This window comes from Mycobacterium sp. E735, from assembly GCF_001666955.1.
GTDB lineage: Bacteria > Actinomycetota > Actinomycetes > Mycobacteriales > Mycobacteriaceae > Mycobacterium.
This window is the reverse complement of the sequence record NZ_LZIX01000247.1, coordinates 1-24,897: the sequence shown is the minus strand read 5'-3', so window position 1 is coordinate 24,897 and position 24,897 is coordinate 1. Positions and strand designations below refer to the sequence as shown.

The following is a 24,897-nucleotide window of genomic DNA, read 5'->3' as shown; positions in this document are numbered from 1 at the left end:
GGGCCGCCCTCGGCGGCCGGCTGGGCGGGGCCGCCGTGGGCGCCGACGGCTTGGCGGCATTGCCGGTGTCGGTATGGCTCGACCGGCACATCGCGACGCTCAGGATGATGACCGCGGCGACGGCGACGAGCGCGATCCGAGCCAGCCGGGTGTTCACCGAGGTGGCAGGCATCGTTACAGCTCCGATCGCGTTGGCCGTTGACAGCGAATACCCAGGCGGGCGCGGTTGTGATAACCGCGCCCGCCCGTGTGACGGTTATCTCAGCTGGTCCGTCAGCCGCCCTGGCCGGGCTGCTTGGGCTTGCCGCCGCACTTTCCGTCGTTGGCCTGCCGCACGTTGATGCTGGTCGCCTGCAGCGTGCCGTTGTCCATCGTTCCGCGGGCCCACAGGCACTTACCCTGCGCGATCGCGTCGGTGGTCGCGGAGGCCTGCTTGCTGTACTTGGTCTTGTCATCGACCGTCACCGCGGTCTGGGTGGTGTTGCCGCTCGGGTCGGTGCCGGTGACGTTGATCGTGTTACCCGACACGGAGGCCACCGAGCCCCGCACGGGCGCCGGCTTGGGCGCCGGGGCGGGCGAGCCAGGGGGCGCCGGGGTGGTCGAGCTCGGCGCGGAACCCTGCCCCGCCGGCTTGGCGGGGCAGGCGCCGTTGACGGAGGGGCTGACCTTCACGGCCGCCGCCGTGACGGGCTGGCCGCCCTGAGCTTCCTGAGTGGGCCGCACGGTCACGCAGCTGCCGGAGGTGACGTCGGTCAGCGCGGCGGGCGTGGTCTCGGTGACCTTGGTGGTCGCGGTGAAGTTCACCGCGGCGGTGGAGTTGTCTTCCTTGGTGACCTGAATGGAGTTGCCCGCCACCGACGCGATCAGCCCGCTGACCCGGGCTTCCCCGCTGGCCGGAGCCGGCGACGTGGTCGTCGAGGTCACCACCGAGGTGGACGTGGACGTCGACGTCGTGGGGCTGGCTTTGTTGGACGAGCTGCACGCGGCGGCGGACAGCGCGGTGACCCCCGCGACCGTGAGGACCGCTAACCGGGTGAGCCGGGGCGTCGGACAGCTGGCAGGCATCGAGGTTTCTCCAATCGTGGTGGGACCCAACGGAATGGGTATTACCAGTTGGAGCTGTGGCTAACCTGTGTGTAATGCGGCCTGGTCAGAATGCCTGTTCGGGCACGCGCATGACCTCGTCGTCGATGGACTCGATGACTTTGCGCAGGGACGTGAGCTTGGGCAGCATGTTCTTCGCGAAGAACGCCGACGTGGCCACCTTGCCCCGATAGAACGCCGCGTCGTTCCCGTCCGCGCCCGCCAGCGCGGCGTGCGCGATCGCGGCCTGCACCAGCAGCCGCCACCCGATGAGCAGATCGCCGACCGCGAGCAGATACCGCACCGATCCGAGCCCCACTTTGTAGATTTCGGTGGGATGCTGGGCGGCGGACATCAGGTACCCGGTCAACGCGCCCGTCATCGCCGTGACCTCGTCGAGCGCCGTCTGCAGCAGCTCGGCCTGCGGTTTGAGCGCCTCGTCGCACGCATCGATCGTCGCGGTGATCTGAGCCGTCACGAACTGCAGGGCCTCGCCGCGGTCGCGCACGATCTTGCGGAAGAAGAAATCCAGCGCCTGGATGGCCGTGGTGCCCTCGTAGAGCGAATCGATTTTGGAGTCCCGGATGTACTGCTCCAGCGGGTAGTCCTGCAGAAAGCCCGAACCGCCCAGCGTCTGCAGCGATTCCGTCAGGATCTCGTAGGCGCGTTCCGAGCTCACGCCTTTCACGATCGGCAGGAGCAGGTCGTCCACGCGGTGCGCCATCTCGTGGTTGGCACCCGAAACATGTTGGGCCACAGCGTCGTCCTGGTGCGCGGCGGCATACATGTACAGGGCGCGCAAACCCTCGGCGTAGGCCTTCTGCGTCATCAGGCTGCGACGCACGTCGGGGTGGTGGATGATCGTGACCCGCGGCGCCGTCTTGTCGGACATCTGCGTGAGGTCGGCACCCTGCACCCGCTCTTTGGCGAACGCCAGCGCGTTCAGGTAACCGGTGGACAACGTGCCGGCGGCCTTGACGCCGATCGTCATGCGCGCGTGTTCGATCACGGTGAACATCTGCGCGATCCCGTTGTGCACGTCGCCGACGAGGTAACCGACAGCGGGTAGATCCGTTGCGCCGAAGGTCAATTCACACGTGGGGGAGGACTTGATCCCCATCTTGTGCTCCACCCCGGTGACGAACACCCCGTTGCGGGGTCCCAGTTCGAACGTTTCGGGGTCGAAGAGGTATTCGGGCACGTAGAACAGGCTCAGCCCCTTGGTTCCCGGGCCGGCGCCCTCGGGGCGCGCGAGCACGAGGTGGAAGATGTTGTCGGCGGTGTTGCCCACGTCGCCGCCCGAGATGAAACGCTTGACGCCCTCGATGTGCCAGGTGCCGTCCGGTTGCGCGATGGCCTTGGCGCGGCCGGCCCCGACGTCGGAGCCCGCGTCGGGCTCGGTGAGGACCATGGTGGCCGCCCAGCCGCGCTCCACGCCCTCGGCCGCCCAGCGCCGTTGTTCCTCGTTGCCCTCGACGAACAGGGCCTGCGCCATCAACGGGCCGAGGCTGAAGAAGTTCGCGGACGGGTTCGCGCAGATGATCATTTCGTTGACGCCCCACGCCAGCGGCGGCGGGGCGGCCATGCCGCCGATTTCTTCGTCCAGCATCAGTCGCCACCAGCCGGCCTCATTGATCGCCTGCACCGTCTTGGCCAATTCGGGCGCCACGCTGATGGCGTGGGTGGCCGGATCGAAGACCGGCGGGTTGCGGTCCGCGAAGGCGAAGGACTCGGCGACGGGGCCCTCGGCCAGGCGGGCGGCTTCGTCCAGGATCGTCCGCACCGTTTCCGCGTCGATGTCGCTGTAGCGCCCGGTGCCCAGCACGGCGCCCACATCGAGCACTTCGAACAGGTTGAACTCGAGATCACGGACGTTAGCGATGTAATGGCCCAACGCGATTCCCTCACTGGTCCCTCGACGCGGCGGATCGTCCGCTCAGTGTCTCCGACGTGGGAAAACGTACGCAACCGTAACCTACGGACGGCGGCGGGCGGGTTACCCGCCGGTTGCGGCCGGGAAAAGCGGGTGCGGGGGCCTCGCGCAACCCCGGCCGGCTCCTCGCCCGGGAACACCACGTCGCGCCCCGGCGTTACAGCAAACGTGACCACACTCGATCTCACCGCTGAGAAGTTCAACGAAACCATCGAGGGCAACGACATCGTGCTCGTCGATTTCTGGGCGTCCTGGTGCGGGCCGTGCCGCCAGTTCGGGCCCACTTTCCAGGCCTCCGCGGAGAAGCACCCCGACATCGTGCACGCCAAGGTCGACACCGAGGCCGAACAGCAGCTGGCCGCCGCGGCCCAGATCCGGTCCATCCCGACCTTGATGGCCTTCAAGAAGGGCAAGTTGCTGTTCAACCAGGCCGGGGCGCTGCCGCCGGCGGCGCTTGAAGACCTGGTTCAGCAAATCAAGGCTTTCGACGTCGACGCCGCCGAGGCCGGCCAGGCCGAATAGCTCCGACGCCGCGGCTCACGCGGGGCAGGGCGCAGCTACACGCTAGGTTGCTTGGGTGAGTCTGGTACTGGTAGAGCACCCGCGGCCCGGTGTCGCGCTGATAACCCTCAATCGGCCTGAGCGAATGAATTCCATGGCGTTCGACGTCATGGTGCCGCTCAAAGAGGCGCTGGAGAAGGTCAGGTACGACAATTCCGTGCGCGTGGTCGTGCTGACCGGCGCCGGCCGGGGATTCTCCTCCGGGGCGGACCACAAGTCCGCGGGCTCGGTGCCCCACGTCGAGGGCCTGACCCGCCCCACGTACGCGCTGCGGTCCATGGAGGTCCTCGACGAGGTCATCCTGGGGCTGCGCCGCCTGCATCAGCCCGTCATCGCCGCGGTCAACGGCCCGGCGATCGGCGGGGGGCTGTGTCTGGCGCTGGCCGCCGACATCCGGGTCGCCGCGACCGGCGCGTATTTTCGCGCGGCCGGCATCAACAACGGCCTGACCGCCAGCGAGCTGGGGCTTAGTTACCTCCTGCCTAGGGCGATCGGCTCGTCGCGGGCATTCGAAATCATGTTGACCGGCCGCGATGTCACCGCCGAGGAGGCCGAGCGAATCGGGCTGGTGTCGTGCCAGGTGCCCGACGAACAGCTGCTCGACACCTGCTACGCGATCGCCGCCCGGATAGCGGCGTTCTCGCGGCCGGGAATCGAATTGACCAAGCGCACACTGTGGAGTGGACTGGACGCCGGTAGCCTGGAGGGGCACATGCAAGCCGAAGGCTTGGGTCAGCTGTTCGTTCGTCTGCTCACCGCCAACTTCGAAGAAGCGGTTGCCGCGCGCGCGGAGCGACGCCCCGCGGTTTTCACCGACGACAAGTAGCCACGACATCAGGGAGTAGATGTGATCACTGCCACGGACCTCGAGGTCCGCGCCGGTGCGCGCATCCTGCTCTCACCCGAAGGGCCGGACCTGCGCGTGCAGCCCGGCGACCGGATCGGGCTGGTCGGGCGCAACGGCGCCGGCAAGACGACCACCCTGCGCATCCTGGCCGGCGAGACCGAACCGTACGCCGGGTCGGTGCTGCGCGCCGGTGAAATCGGTTATCTGCCACAGGATCCCAAGGAGGGCGACCTCGACGTGCTGGCGCGCGACCGGGTGTTGTCGGCCCGCGGCCTGGACGTTCTGCTCACCGACCTGGAAAAGCAGCAGGCGTTGATGGCCGAGGTCGCCGACGACGAGGCACGCGACCGCGCCATTCGCCGGTACGGGCAGCTGGAGGAGCGGTTCGTGGCGCTGGGCGGCTACGGGGCCGAGAGCGAGGCCAGCCGCATCTGCGCGAGTCTCGGCCTGCCGGACCGGGTGCTGACGCAGAAGCTGCGCACGCTGTCGGGCGGGCAGCGGCGCCGGGTGGAGCTGGCGCGGATCCTGTTCGCCGCGTCGGAAGGCGGAGCGGGCGCTTCAGGTTCAGAGACCACCCTGCTGCTCGACGAGCCCACCAACCACCTGGACGCGGATTCGGTTGGCTGGCTGCGCGATTTCCTGCGCGCCCACACTGGCGGGCTGGTGATCATCAGTCACAACGTCGAGTTGCTCGCCGACGTCGTCAACCGGGTGTGGTTTCTCGACGCCGTGCGCGGCGAGGTCGACGTCTACAACATGGGCTGGCAGAAGTACCTGGACGCCCGGGCCACCGACGAGCAACGGCGCCGCCGTGAGCGCGCCAATGCCGAACGCAAGGCCGCCGCGCTGCGCACGCAGGCCGCCAAGTTGGGTGCCAAGGCCACGAAAGCCGTTGCCGCCCAGAACATGCTTCGTCGCGCCGACCGGATGATGGCCGCGCTCGACGAGGAGCGGGTCGCCGACAAGGTCGCCCGCATCAAGTTCCCCACCCCCGCCCCGTGCGGGCGCACGCCGCTGGTGGCCAAGGGACTGAGCAAGTCGTACGGGTCGCTCGAGGTGTTCACCGGCGTGGACCTGGCCATCGACCGCGGCTCGCGGGTGGTGGTCCTCGGCCTCAACGGCGCCGGCAAGACGACGCTGCTGCGACTGCTGGCCGGCACCGAGCAACCGGACACCGGTGGGCTGGAGCCCGGCCACGGCTTGCGGATGGGCTATTTCGCGCAGGAGCACGACACCCTCGACAACGACGCCAGCGTGTGGGAGAACATCCGGCACGCCGCGCCCGACACCGGCGAGCAGGATCTGCGGGGCCTGCTGGGCGCGTTCATGTTCAGCGGACCGCAGCTCGACCAACCGGCGGGCACGCTGTCGGGTGGCGAGAAGACACGGCTCGCGCTGGCCGGGCTGGTGGCGTCGACGGCGAACGTTCTGCTGCTCGACGAGCCGACGAACAACCTCGATCCCGCCTCGCGCGAACAGGTGCTCGACGCGCTGCGCAGTTACCAGGGCGCGGTGGTGCTCGTGACGCACGATCCCGGCGCGGCCGAGGCGCTCGACCCGCAACGGGTTGTGCTGCTGCCCGACGGCACCGAGGACTTCTGGTCCGACGACTACCGAGACCTCATCGAACTGGCCTGACTCCCGGGTGCTTTTCGTCCAAATCGGCCCGCGGCCGACGACGGGTTCCTACTCTTAGGTGCTTGCGATCGTGCTCAGCCGCGGAGGACATCCATGAAAAGGACACCGCAAAGGTCGAAGAAGACCCGCGAGGAGTTGTTGTCCGAGCTACGGAACGCCTACGAGGGCGGGGCCAGCATCCGCACGCTGGTCGCCTCGACCGGCAGGTCCTACGGATCGATTCACAGCCTGCTGCTGCAGGCGGGTGCCACGATGCGCAGCCGCGGCGGCCCGAACCGCACCGCGCGATCCGCACGCGTGTAGCGCCGCGGCGTCGCTACTCCTGCGGGCCAGAGTCGTTGCGGCGCACGGACTTTTCCACCAGGTCGAGCACCGCGGACAATCGCCGCGGATCCTCGCCTGACGCCAGCCGCGCCACCAGGCCGTCGAGCACCAACTCCAGATAGCACTGCAACACGTCGCCGGGAACGTCGTCGCGCACCCGGTGCGCCTCCTTCTGCCGGCGCAACCGGTCGGTTGTCGCCGCCGCCAGTTCCGCGGACCGCTCCGCCCAGCCGCGGCTGAACTCGGGGTCGTTGCGCAGCTTGCGTGCGATCTCGAGCCTGGTGGCCAGCCAGTCGAACTGGTCGGGCGCGGCGAGCATGTCGCGCATCACCTGGATGAGGCCCTCGCGCGACGCCACGTCGGCCATCCGCTCGGCATCCTCGTGCGCCAGCGCGAAGAACAGCGCGTCCTTGTCGCGGAAGTGGTGGAAGATCGCGCCACGCGACATCCCGATGGCCGTCTCCAGCCGCCGCACCGTGGCCTTGTCGTAGCCGTACTCGGCGAAGCAACGGCGGGCACCGTCGAGGATCTGGCGGCGGCGAGCCGCCAGATGATCCTCGCTGACTTTGGGCACAGGCGACGACGGCTACGACTTGAGCATGTTGCGCAGCACGTACTGCAGGATGCCGCCGTTGCGGTAGTAGTCGGCCTCCCCGGGCGTGTCGATGCGCACCACCGCGTCGAACTCGATCGGGTCGCCGCCTTCCTTGGAAGCCTTGACGCGCACCGTCTTTGGCGTCTTGCCGTCGTTCAGCTCCTCGATGCCGGTGATGTCGAACACCTCGGTGCCGTCCAGCCCCAGTTCCTTGGCGGACTTGCCCTCGGGGAACTGCAGCGGGATCACGCCCATGCCGATCAGGTTGGAGCGGTGGATGCGCTCGAACGACTCGGCGATCACCGCCCGCACGCCCAGCAGCAGCGTGCCCTTGGCGGCCCAGTCCCGAGACGAACCGGAGCCGTACTCCTTGCCGCCCAGCACCACCAGCGGAATGTTCTGCGCCGCATAGTTCTGCGCCGCGTCGTAGATGAACGCCTGCGGGGCGCCGTCCTGGGTGAAGTCGCGGGTGTAGCCACCCGAGACGTCGTCGAGCAACTGGTTGCGCAGCCGGATGTTGGCGAATGTGCCGCGAATCATCACCTCGTGGTTGCCGCGCCGGGAGCCGAAGGAGTTGTAGTCCTTGCGTTCGACGCCGTGCTCGTCGAGGTACTGCGCGGCCGGGGTGCCCGGCTTGATGGCGCCCGCGGGGGAGATGTGGTCGGTGGTCACCGAGTCGCCCAGCAGCGCCAACACCCGGGCGCCCGTGATGTCACCGACGGGCTCGGGCTCCGCCGCCATCCCCTCGAAGTACGGGGGCTTGCGGACGTACGTCGAATCCTGGTTCCACTCAAACGTATTGCCACTCGGGGTGGGCAGGTTGCGCCACCGCTCGTCGCCCTTGAAGACGTCGGCGTAGTTCTTGGTGAACATCTCCTGGCTGATCGCCGAGGCGATGGTGTCCGAGACGTCCTTCTGCGACGGCCAGATGTCTTTCAGGAAGACGTCGTTGCCGTCCTTGTCCTGACCCAGCGGCTGCGACTCGAAGTCGAAGTCCATGGTCCCCGCCAGCGCGTAGGCGACCACCAGCGGCGGGGACGCGAGGTAGTTCATCTTCACGTCGGGGTTGATGCGGCCCTCGAAGTTCCGGTTGCCGGACAGCACCGCGGACACCGACAGGTCGTTGTCGTTGATCGCCTTGGAGATCTCGTCGGGCAGCGGGCCGGAGTTCCCGATGCACGTCGTGCAGCCGTAGCCGACCAGGTAGAAGCCGAGCTTCTCCAGATACGGCCACAGGCCGGCCTTGTCGTAGTAGTCGTGGACCACCTGGGAGCCCGGTGCCATCGTGGTCTTCACCCACGGCTTGGACGCCAGCCCCTTCTCGACGGCGTTGCGGGCCAGCAGCGCCGCGCCCAGCATCACCTCGGGGTTGGAGGTGTTGGTGCACGACGTGATGGCCGCGATCACCACCGCGCCGTGGTCGAGCTCGAACTCGCCTCGGTCGTCGGAGCGCACCCGAACCGGGTTGCTCACCCGGCCCTTGGCATGTGCCGCAGCCGATTCGAACTTCGGGGCGTCGTCGGCGTGGCCGTTCTCCAGCGCGCCGGGGTCGCTGGCCGGGAAGGACTCGTCGACGGCCTCGTCGAGCTTGGAGTACTCCTTCTTGTCGGGGTCGTCGCCGACGTAGTCGCCGATCTGCGCGCGGAACGTGGATTTCGCGTCGGACAACGCGATTCGGTCCTGCGGGCGCTTCGGTCCGGCGATCGAGGGCACCACGTCGGACAGGTTGAGTTCGAGGTACTCGGAGAAGGCCGGCTCGTGCTTCGGGTCGTGCCACATGCCCTGCTCTTTGGCGTACGCCTCGACCAGGGCGAGCTGCTCCTCGGAGCGGCCGGTGAACCGCAGGTAGGAGATGGTCTCCTCGTCGATCGGGAAAATCGCGGCGGTGGAACCGAATTCGGGGCTCATGTTGCCCAGGGTGGCGCGGTTGGCCAGCGGCACCTCGGCCACCCCCTCGCCGTAGAACTCGACGAACTTACCGACCACGCCGTGCTTGCGCAGCATCTCGGTGACGGTCAGCACCACGTCGGTGGCGGTGACGCCGGCCTGGATCTCACCGGTCAGCTTGAATCCGACGACTCGCGGGATCAGCATCGACACCGGCTGACCGAGCATCGCGGCCTCGGCCTCGATGCCGCCGACGCCCCAGCCCAGCACGCCCAGGCCGTTGACCATCGTGGTGTGCGAGTCGGTGCCCACGCAGGTGTCGGGGTAGGCGACCCCGTCGCGGTCCATCACCACGCTGGCCAGGTATTCGATGTTGACCTGGTGCACGATGCCGGTGCCCGGCGGCACCACCTTGAAGTCGCGGAAAGCGCCCTGGCCCCAGCGCAAGAACTGGTAACGCTCGCCGTTGCGCTGGTACTCGATCTCGACGTTGCGCTCGAAGGAGTCGGGGGTGCCGAACAGGTCGGCGATCACCGAGTGATCGATCACCAGGTCGGCCGGCGCCAGCGGGTTGACCTTCTCCGCCTTGCCGCCGAGGTCGCCGATCGCCTCGCGCATGGTCGCCAGGTCGACGATGCAGGGCACGCCGGTGAAGTCCTGCATCACGACGCGGGCGGGCGTGTACTGGATCTCAATGCTGGGTTCGGCCTTGGGATCCCAGTTCGCGATGGCCTCGATGTGGTCTTTGGTGATGTTGCTGCCGTCCTCGTTGCGCAGCAGGTTCTCGGCTAGGACTTTGAGACTGTAGGGGAGTTTCTCGGTGTTGGGTACGGCGTCGAGACGATAGATCTGGTAACTCTTGTCGCCGACCTTGAGGGTGTCGCGCGCTCCGAACGAGTTCACAGAATCTTCTTTACTCACTTCAACTCCCAAGGATTTAGTTCTTCCGCCGACGGGCCGTGCCGGCGGTGCGGTGCTACTTTAACAGTACGCTTGTCCTGCATTACGGCGGGGCGCCCGTAGGTCCAGTCTTGTCGCGTAGGCCGACGGTTTAAACCCCTCGGGGCGGACTCTCTCGGAAGCGCCGTGACCGCGTGCCCGGGCGCGGCGCCGGGCGGATGCTCTCGAAACATAAACCTCGCACACCCGCGCCGGCGTGTCGTGTGCGTGGTTTATGTGTCGTGACCGCAAGGGCGGCGCGGCTTGCGGCGAGGCCGGCCCGCCCGCCGGGCGGGCGATCGCGAACCCGCGTCGCGTACGGTGCCGGTAGCACTAGTCAGGGAGGCGAAATGACCGGGCACGAATCCTTCGTCCTGCCGCTCTACATTCCGCAAGACGTCGACATGGCCGCGATCAAGGCGCAGGTTGCCGCCGACGGCGTCAGCGCGCCGGCCGCGGCCCTGCCCGAGCTGCTCGATGTGGTCAACCAGGCGCGCGCACACGGCATCAACCTCAAGATCGTGCTGCTCGACCACAACCCCCCGAACGACACCCCGCTGCGCGACATCTCGACCGTGGTCGGCGCCGACTACCACGACTCGACCGTCCTGACGCTCAGCCCGAGTTACGTAGGTAGCTACAGCACACAATTCCCGCGGGTCACGCTGGAGGCCGGCGAGGACATCGCCAAGACCGGCAACCCGGTGGTCTCGGCGCAGCATTTCGTGGGCGAGCTCGAGGGCCACGAATTCCCGTGGACGGGCCTCACCATCTTCCTGCTGCTCGCGGTCTTCGCGGCCGCCGTCGGCACCCGCCTCCTGCAGCTGCGCGCCAGGCGATCAGCAACTCCGTCGGATTCGGCGGGGGCGCAGGAAGTGACGCCGACGAACACGGCCTAGCCCCGCTTTCCGGCGCGACAGGTCCCGCCGGCCACTCCCTCATCGGCCGCTGCGGCAAACCCGGCAGGTCACCGTTCGGTCACATTAAACGCACGTCAAGAGTGCGATTTCTGTGGAGCGTTTGCACGCCCAATAGTGTGACGTACGGTGCAAATGATGCTGGTGTTGTCTTTGGCGCCTCTTGAGAGCCCTGTGGCCGGCGCCGCCCGTCGCGTTGAGCCGTAGGAGACCTGAGTCGAATGAGACGCACACGCCGGGGCTCCGCTGCGCAACCGGTCGCGAGGCTCGTCCGGCCGGTCGTGCCATCAGTCGTGAGCGTGGCCCTGCTGCTCTGTACGCCCGGGCTCGCCCAAGGTGACCCCGCCGCCGACAGCCTGGCCGGTCTGATCGCCAACGTCGCGAAGGCGAACCAGCGCCTGGAGAATCTGAGCGCCGAAATCCAGACGGAACAGGAGAGCGTCAACAAAGCCCTGGTGGACGTCGAGACCACCCGGGACAACGTCGCCGCGGCCCAACGCGACCTCGAGACCAGCCAGCAGGCGGTCAAAGACGCCAACACCGCGATCGCCGCGGCGCAACAGCGGTTCGACACGTTCGCCGCCGCCACCTACATGAATGGCCCGTCGAGCAGCTACCTGACCGCCACCAGCCCAGACGAGATCATCGCCACCGAGGCCGCCGCGAAGACCCTGTCCGCGAGCTCCCAAACGGTGATGACCAGGCTGCAGCAGGCGCGAACCGAACAGGTGAACAAGGAATCGGCGGCTCGGCTGGCCAAGCAGAAGGCCGACAAGGCCGCCGCCGACGCCAAAGGCAGCCAGGACGCCGCGGTGGCGGCGCTGACCGATTCCAAGCGCAAGTTCGACGAACAGCGCGAACAGGTCACCCGGCTGGCCGCCGAACGCGACGAGGCGCAGGCGAAACTCGAAGCCGCCCAACGGCAGTGGTCGACCGGCCCGGGCGGTCCCGCCACCCCGAGCTCGGGCGACCGATGGGAGACCGGCTCGCCCGGGGCGCCGGCGCCGCACACCGGGGCCCGCCGCTGGGACGGCGCCTGGGACCCGACCCTGCCGATGATCCCGAGCGCCAACGTCCCCGGCGACCCGATCGCGGTCATCAACCAGGTGCTGGGGATCTCGGCCACCTCGACGCAGGTCACCGCCGGACTGGGCCGCAACTTCCTGCAGCAGCTCGGCATCCTCAAGCCCGACGACACCGGCATCACCAATGCCGCCCCCGGCGGGACTTCCGGGCGGATCCCGCGGGTGTACGGCCGGCAGGCCACCGAATACGTGATCCGGCGCGGCATGTCGCAGATCGGCGTGCCGTACTCCTGGGGCGGCGGCAACGCCGCCGGGCCCAGCAAGGGCATCGACTCGGGCGCCGGCATCACCGGCTTCGACTGCTCGGGCCTGGTCCTGTACTCGTTCGCCGGGGTGGGCATCAAGCTGCCGCACTACTCGGGCTCGCAGTACAACCTGGGCCGCAAGATCCCGTCCTCGCAGATGCGCCGCGGCGACGTCATCTTCTACGGCCCCGGCGGCAGCCAGCACGTCACGATCTACCTCGGCGACGGGCAAATGCTCGAGGCCCCCGACATCGGGCTGAAGGTCCGCGTCGCGCCGGTACGCACGAGCGGCATGACGCCCTACGTGGTCCGCTACATCGAGTGGTGAACGAATGAAAATCGAACGGGGAGCCATGCGCCGCAAGCGGATTCGCCTGATCAACCTCGCCTGGATCACCACCGTGGTGACCGGGCTGATGTTGTCGGTCGCCGCCCCGGCGCCCGTCGCCGTGGCCGACCCCGGCGCCTGGGACCCCACCCTGCCGGCGACGATCAGCGCGGGCGCCCCGGGCGACCCGCTCGCCGTCGCCAACGCGTCGCTGCAGGCCACCGCCCAGGCGACCCAAACGACGATGGACCTGGGCAGGCAGTTCCTGGGCGGCCTCGGAATCAACATCCTGGGGGATCCCGCTCCCACTGCGGCAAGCCCCACCAACCCGGGCGGCAAGATCCCGCGGGTCTACGGCCGTCAGGCAATCGAGTACGTCATCAAGCGGATGGGCTCGCAGATGGGCGTGCCCTACTCGTGGGGCGGTGGCTCGCTGGACGGCCCGAGCAAGGGCGTCGGCGACGGCGCGAACATCACCGGTTTCGACTGCTCGGGCCTGATGCGGTACGGCTTCGCCGGCGTCGGCGTCCTGATTCCCCGGTTCTCCGGTGACCAGTACAACGCCGGCCGGCACATCCCACCCGACCAGGCGCGGCGCGGCGACCTGATCTTCTACGGCCCGAACGGCGGCCAGCACGTGACGATGTATCTGGGCAACGGCCAGATGCTGGAGGCGTCCAGCCTCGCCGGTCACGTCACCGTCAGCCCGGTTCGCAAGCCCGGCATGACGCCGTTCCTGACTAGGATCATCGAGTACTGATCCAGGTTCGTTGCTGGGCGGGTCGCCCGGCTGGATGCCGGGGGCGAACCACCAGCGTCGACGGAATCCGGCGGGCCTGGAATAGTTGGACGCGGGCACGTCGCGGCCCCACGACAGTGGTGGTGCAAGCAGTCGTGTCCGAATGAGCTGTGGAGGGTTATTGATGACAGCAGCAGGTGGGCCGCCTCAGGGCGCCAGCGGTTACTCGGGCCCGGGTGGTCCTGCCGGCTCGCCGGCCCATGAGGCGCCGTCGGGCGGTGGTAATGGCCTGGCCGCGGAGGTGCACACGCTGGAGCGGGCCATCTTCGAGGTCAAGCGGATCATCGTCGGCCAGGACCAGCTCGTCGAGCGGATGCTGGTCGGCCTGCTCTCCAAGGGCCACGTGTTGCTCGAAGGTGTCCCAGGTGTGGCCAAGACCCTGGCCGTCGAGACCTTCGCCAAGGTGGTGGGCGGCACGTTCGCCCGCATCCAGTTCACGCCCGACCTGGTGCCCACCGACATCATCGGTACCCGCATCTACCGGCAGGGCAAGGAGGAGTTCGACACCGAGCTCGGCCCGGTGGTGGTGAACTTCCTGCTCGCCGACGAGATCAACCGTGCGCCTGCCAAGGTGCAGTCGGCGTTGCTGGAGGTCATGCAGGAACGCCAAGTGTCGATCGGCGGCAAGAGGTTCCCGCTGCCCAACCCATTCCTGGTGATGGCCACCCAGAACCCGATCGAGCACGAGGGCGTGTACCCGCTCCCCGAGGCCCAGCGGGACCGCTTCCTGTTCAAGATCAACGTCGGCTACCCGTCGCCCGAAGAAGAGCGGGAGATCATCTACCGGATGGGTGTGCGGCCGCCCGAGCCCAAGCAGATCCTCAACACCGGCGACTTGTTGCGGCTGCAGGACATCGCGGCTAACGGCTTCGTCCACCACGCGCTGGTCGACTACGTGGTGCGCGTCGTGACCGCCACCCGCCATCCCGAGCAGCTTGGCATGAACGACGTCAAGACGTGGATCTCGTTCGGTGCGTCCCCGCGCGCCTCGCTGGGCATCATCGCCGCGTCCCGCTCGCTGGCGCTGGTGCGTGGCCGCGACTACGTGATTCCGCAGGACGTCGTCGATGTCATTCCCGACGTGCTGCGGCACCGCCTGGTGCTCACCTACGACGCGCTCGCCGACGAGATCTCGTCGGAGATCGTCATCAACCGGATCCTGCAGACGGTCGCCCTGCCTCAGGTCAACGCCGTTCCGCAGCAGGGGCAGTCGGTGCCCCCGGTGATGCAGCCCGCCGGCGCGGCTAGCGGTCGGTGACCGACCCCAAGCAGCCGGCGGTGCCACACCCGCCCTCGATGCAGCGCGGGCAGATCGTCGACCCGAAGCTGGCGGCGGCGCTGCGGCAACTCGAGCTGACGGTCAAGCGCAAGCTCGACGGCGTCCTGCACGGTGACCATCTCGGGCTGATCCCGGGACCGGGCTCCGAGCCCGGCGAATCGCGCGAGTACCAGCCCGGTGACGACGTCCGGAGGATGGACTGGGCCGTCACGGCGCGCACCACGCACCCCCACGTCCGGCAGATGATCGCCGACCGTGAGCTGGAGACGTGGCTGGTGGTCGACATGTCGGCCAGCCTCGACTTCGGCACCGTGGGCTGCGAGAAGCGCGACCTGGCCGTGGCGGCAGCTGCCGCGATCACGTTCCTCAACAGCGGCGGCGGCAACCGGCTCGGGGCGCTGATCTCCAACGGCCAGACCACGACTCGGGTTCCGGCGCGCTCCGGGCGGCAGCACGAACAGACGCTGCTGCGCACCATCGCCACCACCCCGAGGGCGCCGGTCGGCGTGCGCGGGGATCTGGCGACGACCATCGACGCGCTGCGCCGTCCGGAACGCCGCCGCGGCATGGCGGTGATCATCAGCGACTTCCTGGGGCCGATCAACTGGATGCGCCCGCTGCGGGCGATCGCGGCCCGCCACGAGGTGCTGGCCGTCGAGGTGCTCGACCCCCGCGACGTCGAGCTGCCCGACATCGGTGACGTCGTGCTGCAGGACGCCGAATCCGGGGTCACCCGCGAGTTCACCATCGATCCCCAGCTGCGCGACGATTTTGCCAGGGCTGCCGCCGCGCACCGCGCCGAGGTGGCGCGCACCGTGCGCAGCTGCGGGGCGCCGATACTGACCCTGCGCACCGACCGCGATTGGATCGCCGACATCGTCCGCTTCGTCGAGTCCCGCCGGCGCGGGGCGATGGCGGGACGGCAGTGACGGGCACTTTGACCGAGGCGCACAGACACACCAAGACGGTTTTATGACACTGCCATTGCTCGGGCCGATATCGCTGTCCGGCTTCGCACACTCCTGGTTCTTCCTGTTCCTGTTGGTCGTGTTCGGGCTGGCCGCGATGTACATCCTCATGCAGCTGGCGCGGCAGCGAAGGATGCTGCGCTTCGCCAACATGGAGCTGCTGGAAAGCGTTGCGCCCCAACGCCCTTCGCGCTGGCGGCACGTGCCGGCGATCCTGCTGGTGGCGTCGCTGGTGCTGTTCACCATCGCGATGGCGGGGCCGACCAACGACGTCCGCATTCCCCGCAACCGGGCGGTGGTGATGCTGGTGATCGACGTGTCGCAGTCGATGCGCGCCACCGATGTGCAGCCCAACCGGATGGCGGCCGCGCAGGAGGCGGCCAAGCAGTTCGCCGACGAGCTGACCCCGGGCATCAACCTGGGGCTGATCGAGTACGCGGGCACAGCCACCGTGCTGGTGTCGCCGACGACCAACCGCGACGCGACGAAGAACGCGCTGGACAAGTTGCAGTTCGCCGACCGCACCGCCACCGGGGAGGGCATCTTCACCGCGTTGCAGGCGATCGCGACGGTCGGCGCGGTGATCGGCGGCGGCGACAAGCCGCCACCGGCGCGCATCGTGCTGTTCTCGGATGGCAAGGAGACGATGCCGACCAATCCGGACAACCCGAAGGGCGCCTTCACCGCCGCGCGCACCGCCAAGGACCAGGGCGTGCCCATCTCGACGATCTCGTTCGGCACCCCGTACGGCTTCGTCGAGATCAACGACCAGCGCCAGCCCGTTCCCGTCGACGACACGACGATGAAGAAGGTCGCCGAGCTCTCCGGCGGCAGTTGGTACAACGCCGCGAGCCTGGCGGAGCTGAAGGCGGTCTACGCGACGCTGCAGCAGCAGATCGGCTACGAGACCATCAAGGGCGACGCCAGCGTGGGCTGGGTTCGGCTCGGGGCGCTGGTGTTGGCGCTCGCCGCGCTCGCCGCCCTCCTCATCAACCGCCGCCTGCCGACGTAATTAGGGTTCCAGCCCGCGAGCGTAAGCTGGCTGCGATTGCCGGCCCGGATTTTCGCAGTGTGGTTACATTCGCGAAGCGCGCGCCTCGCTGACCCGGCGGATTATTTCGTCGCGGTGATGTTCGGCGATGACTCTGACGACAATCCACCCGTGACGCTCGAGCATCTCCAGCCGGCGGACGTCCTTGACGTATTGATAGCGACTCGAGCGATGCTGATCGCCGTCATACTCGACAGCGACCTTGATGTCGTCCCAGCCCATGTCCAAATACGCCACGACGCAGCCCCATTCGTTGAGCACAGGGATCTGTGTCTGCGGAGCCGGAAACCCGGCCACAATCAACAGCAGCCGCAACCAGGTCTCCTTGGGCGATTGCGCCCCACCGTCGACGAGTCCGAGGGCGAGGCGAGCAGCTTTCATTCCCCGGCGCCCCCGATACCGCTCGAGTAGGGGCTCGACGTCGGCCATCTTCAGGTCGGTCGCCTGCACGAGGGCATCGATGGCGGCGACTGCGGTTTCCTTCGGATGGCGCTTCGCCAGGTCAAGGGCCGTACGGGCCGGCGTAGTGACACGCATCCCGTCGACGACCGTGATCTCGTCGGCTTCGACGCGCTCTTCCCAGACCCGCACTCCCGCGGCCCGTCGGCGGTTGCAATCGATGATCTCGGCAGGTCGCGCCGGGTCGATCCAGCGAGCACCATGGAGCGCGGCGGCCGAGAAGCCTGCCAGGATGCCTCGTCGCCGCGATCGCAGCCAGGACGCCTTGGCGCGCAACACAGCGGTCAATTCCGTATCTCTGGGCATGTAGACGTCCCGGTGCAGCGCAATGTACCGAGTTCGGAGCTCATGGCGAGTCACCAGCCGCGCGGCGCCGGGCTTCACTGCCCACGAAAGGATCCGTCATGGCGAAAGTGTGCTGAGTCACACCGACAAGTCGAGGCGGTCGTAACGTGGTGGCGGATTTTCGTTCGATATCTCGCCACAGCGTTACGACCGCGGCCTGGTAGGAGGGACATTTCAGCCCGGGGCGATTTCGGGGCGACCACGGCAAGGCGCTAGGTTGGCGGGGTGACTGACACGGCCACCGAGAACACCACCGAAAGTGCCGCCACCGGCGGCAAACCCGCATTCGTATCCCGCTCAGTCCTGGTGACGGGCGGAAACCGGGGCATCGGACTGGCGATCGCGCAGCGGCTGGCCGCCGATGGCCATAAGGTGGCCGTCACCCACCGCGGATCCGGGGCGCCCGAGGGGTTGTTCGGCGTGGTGTGTGACGTGACCGACAACGAGGCCGTCGACCGGGCGTTCAAAGAGGTCGAGGAGCACCAGGGGCCCGTCGAGGTGCTGGTATCCAATGCCGGCATCTCCAAAGACGCCTTCCTGATCCGGATGACCGAGGAGCGCTTCACCGAGGTCATCAACGCGAACCTCACCGGGGCGTTCCGGGTGGCCCAGCGGGCGTCGCGCAGCATGCAGCGCAAGCGGTTCGGCCGCATCATCTTCATCGGATCGGTGTCGGGCATGTGGGGCATCGGCAACCAGGCCAACTACGCGGCCGCTAAGGCCGGCCTGATCGGCATGGCGCGTTCGATTTCCCGCGAGCTGTCCAAGGCCGGGGTGACCGCCAACGTGGTCGCCCCCGGCTACATCGACACCGAGATGACCCGCGCGCTCGACGAGCGGATCCAGGCGGGCGCACTGGAATTCATCCCGGCCAAGCGGGTCGGCACCGCCGAGGACGTCGCGGGGGCGGTCAGCTTCCTGGCGTCCGAGGACGCGGGCTACATCGCCGGCGCGGTCATCCCGGTTGACGGCGGCATGGGCATGGGCCACTGAATTCGGCCCCGACACATCGACATTAAGGACGGACATGGCAGGACTGCTCGAGGGCAAACGGGTTCTGGTCAGCGGGATCATCACCGACTCGTCGATCGCGTTTCACATTGCGAAGGTCGCCCAGGAGGCAGGGGCGCAGTTGGTGCTCACCGGGTTCGACCGGCTGCGGCTGATCCAGCGCATCGCGGACCGGTTGCCGGAGAAGGCCCCGCTGATCGAACTCGACGTGCAGAACGAGGAGCACCTGGACACGCTCGCCGAGCGGGTCACCGCCGAGATCGGTGAGGGCAACAAGCTCGACGGCGTGGTGCACTCGATCGGCTTCATGCCGCAGACCGGGATGGGCATCAACCCGTTCTTTGACGCGCCCTACGAGGACGTCTCCAAAGGCATCCACATCTCCGCCTACTCGTATGCCTCCCTGGCCAAGGCGCTGCTGCCGATCATGAACCCCGGCGGGTCCATCGTCGGCATGGACTTCGACCCGAGCCGGGCCATGCCGGCCTACAACTGGATGACGGTGGCCAAGAGCGCGCTCGAATCGGTCAACCGGTTCGTGGCCCGCGAGGCCGGCAAGTTCGGTGTTCGCTCGAATCTGGTTGCGGCGGGGCCGATCCGGACCCTGGCGATGTCCGCCATCGTCGGCGGTGCGCTCGGCGAGGAGGCCGGCGCCCAGATGCAGCTACTGGAAGAGGGCTGGGACCAGCGGGCGCCGATCGGCTGGAACATGAAGGACCCCACGCCCGTGGCGAAGACGGTGTGCGCCCTGCTTTCGGACTGGCTGCCGGCCACCACCGGCACCATCATCTTCGCCGACGGCGGCGCCAGCACCCAACTGCTTTAAGCGCCAATGGAATTCGACGCCGTCCTGCTGCTGTCCTTCGGCGGGCCGGAGGGCCCCGAGCAGGTGCGGCCGTTCCTGGAAAACGTCACCCGTGGCCGCAACGTGCCGCCCGAACGCCTGGACGACGTCGCCGAGCACTACCTGCATTTCGGCGGGGTGTCACCGATCAACGGCATCAACCGCGCCCTGATCGGCGAGCTGCGGGCGGAACTGGACCTGCCGATTTACTTCGGCAACCGCAACTGGGAACCCTACGTCGAAGAAACCGTTGCGGCCATGCGGGACAACGGGGTTCGCCGTGGCGCGGTGTTCACCACGTCGGCGTGGAGCGGCTACTCCAGCTGCACGCAGTACACCGAGGACATCGCCCGGGCGCGGCGGGCCGCCGGGCCGGACGCGCCCGAGCTGGTCAAGCTGCGCCCGTACTTCGACCACCCGCTGTTCGTCGAGATGTTCGCCGGCACCGTCGGGGCCGCCGCGCGGACGGTGCCCGAGGGCGCCCGCCTGGTGTTCACCGCGCATTCGGTGCCGGTGGCCGCCGACCAGCGCCTCGGCCCCAGGCTCTACAGTCGCCAAGTCGACTACGCCGCAAGGCTGGTCGCCGCCGCGGCCGGCTACGCCGACTTCGATCTCGCGTGGCAATCGCGGTCCGGGCCGCCGCAGGTGCCGTGGCTGGAGCCCAGCGTCGAGGACCATCTCGCGGCGCTGGCCGCCTCGGGCACGACGGCCGTCGTCGTCTGCCCGATCGGGTTCGTCGCCGACCACATCGAGGTGGTGTGGGATCTCGACGAGGAATTGCGATCCCAGGCCGAGGCGGCGGGTCTGGCGTTCGCCCGGGCCGCCACACCCAACGCAGATCGCCGATTCGCCCGGCTCGCAGCCGATTTGATCGACGAGCTGCGCACCGGCCGCGCCCCCACCAGGGTGACCGGCCCCGACCCGGTGCCCGGTTGTCTCGCCAGCGTCGACGGCGCGCCGTGCCGTCCGCCGCACTGCGCCGCGGCCGAAGCCGGCTAGTCAGCCCACGCGGAGTGCAGGATCGCGGTGACGGCGGCCATTCGCGCCGACCGCACGACGGCGGTCAACGGCCGCAGCGCGTCACTGGCGATGCGTGCCTCCGAAGACGATTGCGTGCCGAACGGTTCCGGAACGGCGACCACCGGCGCGGTGAACCGATCCGGCGAGTCGGGGGAGCGGCTCAGTCCGGCGCTGACCGCGATGATGGCGTCGACGTGGGCGGCGTTCTCCAGCACCCGCAACGCGCGGGACGGCGCATGGTCGGGAATCCGGTGTTGCCGTGCGGATTCCAGCAACTGCTCGACGAGTCCGCGCGGATCCTCGACGTCGGCCGCGGCCGATCCGAGGCCGATCGCGCCGAGCGCGTCGGCGGCCGATCGGACCGCGGACCGCAGCGTGTATTCGGCGTCCCCGAGCTCGTGGTGGTCGAGCACCGGCGCACCGGGCAGCGAGTACACGGTCCAGGACAGCGCGCACAATTCCGGGAAGTCCGCCGCGTCTTCGTCGTAGGAGAACTCGGGGACCAGCCCGACGGCGGTGGCGGAATCGTTGGGATTGGCGACGATGATCGCTTCGCCGGCGGCCAGGGCGTCGCGCTCGAACTGCGTCCCCGGGGCAAGCCCGCGCACATCGCCGGGCACGGGCAAAAGCACATTGATGGTTCCGAGCAGCCGCCCCGCGCCGTCCGCGGAGGGTGTCGATCGGCCGACCGCGGCGCGCAGCGTCTGCAGCAGCGTCACCGTCCCGGCGTCGTTCACATCCGGCCACGGCAGCCCGGTGTGGCCGGCGGCGACCGCATCATACGCGGTGACCGATTGCTTTGGAGCCCATACCGATAACGCGTCCAACACGTCGTCGGGCGCGGCCTTGCCCGCGAGCCAGGCATTGGCCCACAGGGACAGCGAGACACTGGGACACCACACGATTCCGCAGTGTAGTTGTTTTGCCCGGCAAAGGCGGATCACGCGTATTCTGACCGCATGCACGCTGCGGTGCTTTGGCTAATATTCGCGCTGGTGCTTGCCGGTGCGGAGGCGCTCACCGGCCATATGTTTTTGGTGATGCTCGGCGGCGGGGCGCTGGCGGCGGCAATCACAAGTTGGCTGACGGACTGGCCCGGCTGGGCGAACGGCACGGTGTTCCTCATCGTCTCCGTCCTGCTGTTGGTGCTGGTGCGCCCTGCGCTGCGGCGGCGGCTGACACCGGCGCACGCGCCGCGGCTGGGTATCGAGGCGCTGGAGGGCAAGAAGGCGCTGGTGCTCGAGCGGATCGGCCGCGACGAGGGTCAGGTGAAGCTCGACGGCGAGGTGTGGACGGCGCGTCCGCTCAACGAGGGCGATGTCTACGAACCGGGGGAGTCGGTGACCGTCCTGCAGATCGATGGCGCCACGGCGGTCGTCTTCAGGAGCAATCCATAACGGATGCGAGAGACGCTGTGAGAGAGAGGAACTCCCGTGCAAGGTGCGGTTGCTGGTTTGGTGTTGTTAGCCGTCCTGGTGATATTCGCCATAATCGTGGTGGCCAAGTCGGTCGCCCTGATACCGCAGGCCGAGGCCGCGGTGATCGAGCGGCTGGGGCGATATAGCCGGACGGTCAGCGGTCAGCTGACGCTGTTGGTCCCGTTCATCGACCGGGTGCGCGCCCGGGTGGACCTGCGTGAGCGGGTGGTGTCGTTCCCGCCGCAGCCGGTCATCACCGAGGACAACCTGACGCTGAACATCGACACCGTGGTCTACTTCCAGGTCACCGTCCCGCAGGCCGCCGTCTACGAGATCAGCAACTACATCGTCGGCGTCGAGCAGCTCACCACCACCACCCTGCGCAACGTGGTCGGCGGGATGACGCTCGAGCAGACGCTTACCTCCCGCGACATGATCAACGGCCAGCTGCGCGGCGTCCTCGACGAGGCGACCGGCCGCTGGGGCCTGCGGGTCGCGCGGGTCGAGCTGCGCAGCATCGACCCGCCGCCGTCGATCCAGGCCTCGATGGAAAAGCAGATGAAGGCCGACCGTGAGAAGCGGGCGATGATCCTGACCGCCGAAGGGAACCGGCAGGCCGCGATCACACAGGCCGAGGGCGCCAAGCAGGCGCAGATCCTGGCGGCTGAGGGCGCCAAACAGGCCGCGATCCTGGCGGCCGAGGCCGACCGGCAGTCCCGGATGCTGCGGGCCCAGGGTGAGCGCGCCGCGGCTTACCTGCGGGCGCAGGGGCAGGCCAAGGCCATCGAGAAGACCTTCGCCGCGATCAAGGCCGGCAGGCCCACCCCGGAGATGCTGGCCTACCAGTACCTGCAGACGCTGCCGGAGATGGCGCGCGGTGACGCCAACAAGGTCTGGGTGGTGCCCAGCGACTTCAGCGCGGCGTTGCAGGGATTCACCAAACTCCTGGGTACCCCCGGCGAGGACGGCGTGTTCAGATTCCAGCCGTCACCGGTCGAGGACGCACCCAAGCACAGCGCCGACGATGACGCCGACGTCGCCGACTGGTTCTCCACCGAAACCGATCCCGCGATCGCGCAGGCGGTGGCCAAGGCCGAGGCGAGCGCCCGCCAGCCGGTGGATGGCACTATGCCGGGGGCACCGCCGCAATTGACCCAATAGGATTGCTCCATGAGCGTTTTCACGTCGCCGAAGACGTACGTCGCGCTAGGCGCGTTCCATGCAGTCGACGCGGTGTTGTGCGGCGTCCAGGTGGCCCCGATCAAAAAGGTTCTGGATGACGTCGGGCTGCCGGAAAACGTTCGGCCCGTGCTGCCGGTGGTGAAGGCGGCCGCCGCGGTGGGCTTGCTGTCGGTCACCCGTTTCCCCGCGCTGGCGAGGCTGACCACCGCGATGTTGACGCTCTATTTCGTCTTGGCGCTCGGCGCGCACATCCGGGTCCGGGACAAGGTCGCCAACGCGCTTCCGGCGGCGGCGTTCCTGGTGACCTTCGCCGTGATGACGGCGAAGGGTCCCGACCGCGCCTAGTCGAGGCGCAGCTCGACCAACGGCAGCGGGGCGCCGGTGTCGGTGATCGACGCGCCGAGCGTGTCCTCCAGCACGGGCCGCATCCGCTCCCACGCTTTCGGGTGACGGCTGCGGTAGGCGGCCAGGGCGCGGTCCACCTCGTCCTGGGCCATCACGCGTGCCGTGGCTCGTCTTGGGGCACGACTGCCGGTGTAGACCCGCACCCGCGGATTGGCTTCAATGTTGCGGAACCACTGAGCTTTTCGGCCGAAGCCGGAGGCCACCACGTAGGAGCCCGGGGCGGGGTGGTCGACGACTTCGAGGACGGCGTAGCGCCGCGCGCCCGAGGTGCGACCGGTGTGTTCGAGCATCAGCATGCGGGAGCCGAACAGCGCGCCCGCGCGGGCCTTGAAGAGCCAGATCGGCGCGCGCACCAGTCGGCGCGACCGAAGCAGGCGTCCGGCGAGCTCGGAAAGTGAGGGCACCGCTACGCGTGGGGCGCCGGCGGCAACGGCGGCGCGGGGACGACGGCCGGCGCGGACGTCGGCAATGGCGGTGAGGTGTAGATGCACCCTCCGCCCGCCGACTGTGACGACAGCGGCGGCGGGTATGGCGGCGGGGGAAGCTGAACCCGGACCGTCCACACCAACCCGGTGATCGCGAGGGTGGCGAGGACGCCGAGTACCAGGCCGGCCAGCCCGGCGACGATGGCGACGCCGGCGGGAAAGCGGCGGGTTCCGATGCTGTCCGAGGTCATGCGGCTCCCCACGGTCGTCGGATGTCGGTGACTTCAGACGCTACTGGCGAGACGGCTGCCGCCGCCACGATTCGCCGGATCGCGACGGCGGCAGGCCGGTCAGCTGTGCGGGGCAGCGGAGGGCGGCGGCGGTGGCGGGAAGGCCTCGCCCGGCGGCGGGACCAAGCCTCGCGGCGGCCCGGGCGGCGCGGGTGGCGGCGCGAACCCGAAACCCCCGGGCATGGGCCCACCCATCGGCGGCGGCGGTGGACCCTGATGCAGTCCCATCATCGGCGGCGGACCCGGCAGCGGCGGCGGGCCGGGCGGGCCCGCGCTGATGATCCAGGCGAAGGCGATGGCCGCGATGGTGCCGACCGCGCCGATCAGCGCGCCCGCCACCCCGGCGCCGACCACGACACCGGTGGCGTAGCGGCGGGGTTCACGTGGTTGCCGGGGCGGCGGCGGATTGGTGTCGATGTCCTCGTTTGTGGTCATGGCTTCGGACGGTAGGGGCCGCATCTGAAGTGGACCTGAAGAAACTGCGGCCCCGTCCGCCACTCCTGTCACCAGCGAAGGGCAGCGGCGTTGTGCCCGCCTCGCAGCGACAAACGCGAAAGGGCCCTGCCGGGGGCGGATTGTCGCTCAGAGGCGGGCACCTGGTCACATCCCGGCGTTCCTGATAAATCTGGGACTGCCGGGACGGAAGGGGCACCGCGGCGGCTTCAGGTTGGTTTCAGCACCGGCGCCCACAATGGAGTCATGACGAACTGCCCGCGCCCGGCCGCCGGCCACTTCAGCGTCGGCACGCCGCGGATGACGTCGATCAGGTCGAATCCATCGCGTCCCGGCAGCATGACGTCGAGCACCACCAGGTCCGGCCGCAGCCCGTCGAGCACCTCCTCCAAACCGTCACCGTCACAACGACCCGCGGTGTGATAGCCGATGTCGGTCAGCGCTTCGCTGACCATCTCCCGGATCGTCTCGGAGTCCTCGACCACCAGAATCCGCGGCGTGCCGACGCTGAAGTGGCCGGCGGCCGGGCGCGGGCAGTTCGTCATGACTCCATTGTGGGCGCCGGT

Annotated in this window: 25 protein-coding genes and 2 pseudogenes; 17 read left to right on the top strand and 10 right to left on the bottom strand. The window is 68.6% G+C overall.

The window, feature by feature from the left end; all coding sequences use genetic code 11:
- Positions 1–273: 273 nt before the first annotated feature.
- Complete coding sequence (locus A5704_RS20550; protein ID WP_067890767.1) at positions 274–855, bottom strand: DUF5666 domain-containing protein; 582 nt, start codon at positions 853–855, stop codon at positions 274–276.
- Here A5704_RS20550 and A5704_RS29340 point away from each other — a divergent pair.
- Positions 839–1,129, top strand: a complete 291-nt coding sequence (locus A5704_RS29340; RefSeq protein WP_067890765.1) for a hypothetical protein — start codon at positions 839–841, stop codon at positions 1,127–1,129. The genes A5704_RS20550 and A5704_RS29340 overlap by 17 nt on opposite strands.
- A 21-nt stretch (positions 1,130–1,150) precedes the next feature.
- Here A5704_RS29340 and A5704_RS20540 read toward each other — a convergent pair whose 3' ends face one another.
- Positions 1,151–2,977, bottom strand: a complete 1,827-nt coding sequence (locus A5704_RS20540; protein ID WP_067890762.1) for an acyl-CoA dehydrogenase — start codon at positions 2,975–2,977, stop codon at positions 1,151–1,153.
- 207 nt (positions 2,978–3,184) lie between these two features.
- On the opposite strand from A5704_RS20540, the gene trxA reads away from it, so the two are divergent.
- From trxA to A5704_RS20520, 4 genes are all read left to right on the top strand, one after another.
- Positions 3,185–3,538, top strand: coding sequence for a thioredoxin (gene trxA / locus A5704_RS20535; RefSeq protein ID WP_067754068.1), 354 nt, complete (start codon positions 3,185–3,187; stop codon positions 3,536–3,538).
- Positions 3,539–3,593: 55 nt separating this feature from the next.
- Positions 3,594–4,403 carry an enoyl-CoA hydratase gene (locus tag A5704_RS20530; protein WP_067275527.1) on the top strand — a complete coding sequence of 270 codons (810 nt, stop codon included), beginning with the start codon at positions 3,594–3,596 and terminating at the stop codon, positions 4,401–4,403.
- Positions 4,404–4,424: 21 nt separating this feature from the next.
- On the top strand, positions 4,425–6,062 hold the full coding sequence (locus tag A5704_RS20525; RefSeq protein WP_067890760.1) for an ABC-F family ATP-binding cassette domain-containing protein: 1,638 nt from the start codon (positions 4,425–4,427) through the stop codon (positions 6,060–6,062).
- Positions 6,063–6,155: 93 nt separating this feature from the next.
- On the top strand, positions 6,156–6,365 hold the full coding sequence (locus A5704_RS20520; RefSeq protein WP_067890757.1) for a helix-turn-helix domain-containing protein: 210 nt from the start codon (positions 6,156–6,158) through the stop codon (positions 6,363–6,365).
- 13 nt (positions 6,366–6,378) lie between these two features.
- Here A5704_RS20520 and A5704_RS20515 read toward each other — a convergent pair whose 3' ends face one another.
- Together A5704_RS20515 and A5704_RS20510 are read right to left on the bottom strand one after the other, a co-directional pair.
- Complete coding sequence (locus A5704_RS20515) at positions 6,379–6,960, bottom strand: TetR/AcrR family transcriptional regulator (RefSeq protein WP_067754056.1); 582 nt, start codon at positions 6,958–6,960, stop codon at positions 6,379–6,381.
- 12 nt (positions 6,961–6,972) lie between these two features.
- Positions 6,973–9,789, bottom strand: coding sequence for an aconitate hydratase (locus tag A5704_RS20510; protein WP_197508516.1), 2,817 nt, complete (start codon positions 9,787–9,789; stop codon positions 6,973–6,975).
- A gap of 368 nt (positions 9,790–10,157) precedes the next feature.
- Between A5704_RS20510 and A5704_RS20505 the strand changes: the two genes are divergently transcribed.
- From A5704_RS20505 to A5704_RS20480, 6 genes are all read left to right on the top strand, one after another.
- On the top strand, positions 10,158–10,706 hold the full coding sequence (locus A5704_RS20505) for a DUF6676 family protein (protein WP_067780605.1): 549 nt from the start codon (positions 10,158–10,160) through the stop codon (positions 10,704–10,706).
- A gap of 239 nt (positions 10,707–10,945) precedes the next feature.
- Positions 10,946–12,382: an NlpC/P60 family peptidoglycan endopeptidase RipA gene (ripA, locus tag A5704_RS20500; RefSeq protein WP_067754043.1), complete on the top strand. Its 1,437-nt coding sequence runs from the start codon at positions 10,946–10,948 to the stop codon at positions 12,380–12,382.
- A 25-nt stretch (positions 12,383–12,407) separates the two neighbouring features.
- A complete protein-coding gene (gene ripB, locus A5704_RS20495; protein ID WP_067754115.1) occupies positions 12,408–13,142 on the top strand; it encodes an NlpC/P60 family peptidoglycan endopeptidase RipB in 735 nt (244 codons plus the stop codon).
- Positions 13,143–13,305: 163 nt separating this feature from the next.
- Positions 13,306–14,439 (top strand): MoxR family ATPase, encoded by a 1,134-nt coding sequence (locus A5704_RS20490; protein WP_067754041.1) that lies wholly within the window; start codon positions 13,306–13,308, stop codon positions 14,437–14,439.
- Positions 14,436–15,389 (top strand): DUF58 domain-containing protein, encoded by a 954-nt coding sequence (locus A5704_RS20485; protein ID WP_067890751.1) that lies wholly within the window; start codon positions 14,436–14,438, stop codon positions 15,387–15,389. Before A5704_RS20490 ends, A5704_RS20485 begins: the two co-directional genes overlap by 4 nt.
- Before the next feature lie 43 nt (positions 15,390–15,432).
- Positions 15,433–16,440: a VWA domain-containing protein gene (locus tag A5704_RS20480; RefSeq protein WP_067754035.1), complete on the top strand. Its 1,008-nt coding sequence runs from the start codon at positions 15,433–15,435 to the stop codon at positions 16,438–16,440.
- Positions 16,441–16,503: 63 nt separating this feature from the next.
- On the opposite strand, the pseudogene A5704_RS20475 reads toward A5704_RS20480, so the two are convergent.
- Positions 16,504–17,344 (bottom strand): annotated as a pseudogene (locus A5704_RS20475) (type IV toxin-antitoxin system AbiEi family antitoxin).
- Between the two features lie 164 nt (positions 17,345–17,508).
- Between A5704_RS20475 and fabG1 the strand changes: the two are divergent.
- From fabG1 to A5704_RS20460, 3 genes are read left to right on the top strand one after another with little or no spacing between them, the layout of a single operon-like run.
- On the top strand, positions 17,509–18,276 hold the full coding sequence (gene fabG1 / locus A5704_RS20470; protein WP_067754029.1) for a 3-oxoacyl-ACP reductase FabG1: 768 nt from the start codon (positions 17,509–17,511) through the stop codon (positions 18,274–18,276).
- Between the two features lie 34 nt (positions 18,277–18,310).
- On the top strand, positions 18,311–19,120 hold the full coding sequence (gene inhA / locus A5704_RS20465) for an NADH-dependent enoyl-ACP reductase InhA (protein ID WP_067890749.1): 810 nt from the start codon (positions 18,311–18,313) through the stop codon (positions 19,118–19,120).
- A gap of 6 nt (positions 19,121–19,126) precedes the next feature.
- Positions 19,127–20,137, top strand: a complete 1,011-nt coding sequence (locus A5704_RS20460; RefSeq protein ID WP_067890745.1) for a ferrochelatase — start codon at positions 19,127–19,129, stop codon at positions 20,135–20,137.
- Here A5704_RS20460 and A5704_RS20455 read toward each other — a convergent pair.
- A complete protein-coding gene (locus A5704_RS20455) occupies positions 20,134–21,060 on the bottom strand; it encodes a hypothetical protein (RefSeq protein ID WP_067780162.1) in 927 nt (308 codons plus the stop codon). The genes A5704_RS20460 and A5704_RS20455 overlap by 4 nt on opposite strands.
- Before the next feature lie 57 nt (positions 21,061–21,117).
- Between A5704_RS20455 and A5704_RS20450 the strand changes: the two genes are divergently transcribed.
- The 3 genes from A5704_RS20450 to A5704_RS20440 are packed head-to-tail and all read left to right on the top strand — an operon-like array spanning position 21,118 to position 23,103.
- The gene (locus A5704_RS20450) at positions 21,118–21,555 is read left to right on the top strand and encodes an NfeD family protein (RefSeq protein ID WP_067754020.1); all 438 of its coding nucleotides are present in this window, start codon (positions 21,118–21,120) and stop codon (positions 21,553–21,555) included.
- Positions 21,556–21,591: 36 nt separating this feature from the next.
- The gene (locus A5704_RS20445) at positions 21,592–22,737 is read left to right on the top strand and encodes an SPFH domain-containing protein (RefSeq protein ID WP_067754017.1); all 1,146 of its coding nucleotides are present in this window, start codon (positions 21,592–21,594) and stop codon (positions 22,735–22,737) included.
- 9 nt (positions 22,738–22,746) lie between these two features.
- Positions 22,747–23,103, top strand: a complete 357-nt coding sequence (locus A5704_RS20440; protein WP_067754014.1) for a DoxX family protein — start codon at positions 22,747–22,749, stop codon at positions 23,101–23,103.
- Here A5704_RS20440 and A5704_RS20435 read toward each other — a convergent pair.
- The 4 genes and pseudogenes from A5704_RS20435 to A5704_RS20420 form a co-directional block, all read right to left on the bottom strand.
- Positions 23,100–23,567: a nitroreductase family deazaflavin-dependent oxidoreductase gene (locus A5704_RS20435; protein WP_067754011.1), complete on the bottom strand. Its 468-nt coding sequence runs from the start codon at positions 23,565–23,567 to the stop codon at positions 23,100–23,102. The two genes, A5704_RS20440 and A5704_RS20435, sit on opposite strands and share 4 nt — an antisense overlap.
- Before the next feature lie 2 nt (positions 23,568–23,569).
- Entirely contained in the window at positions 23,570–23,839 is a 270-nt protein-coding gene (locus A5704_RS20430) for a hypothetical protein (protein WP_067780165.1), read from the bottom strand.
- Between the two features lie 99 nt (positions 23,840–23,938).
- Complete coding sequence (locus A5704_RS20425) at positions 23,939–24,313, bottom strand: hypothetical protein (RefSeq protein ID WP_067890742.1); 375 nt, start codon at positions 24,311–24,313, stop codon at positions 23,939–23,941.
- Positions 24,314–24,627: 314 nt separating this feature from the next.
- Positions 24,628–24,876, bottom strand: a pseudogene (locus A5704_RS20420) (response regulator transcription factor); the annotation flags it as partial.
- Positions 24,877–24,897 lie beyond the last annotated feature (21 nt).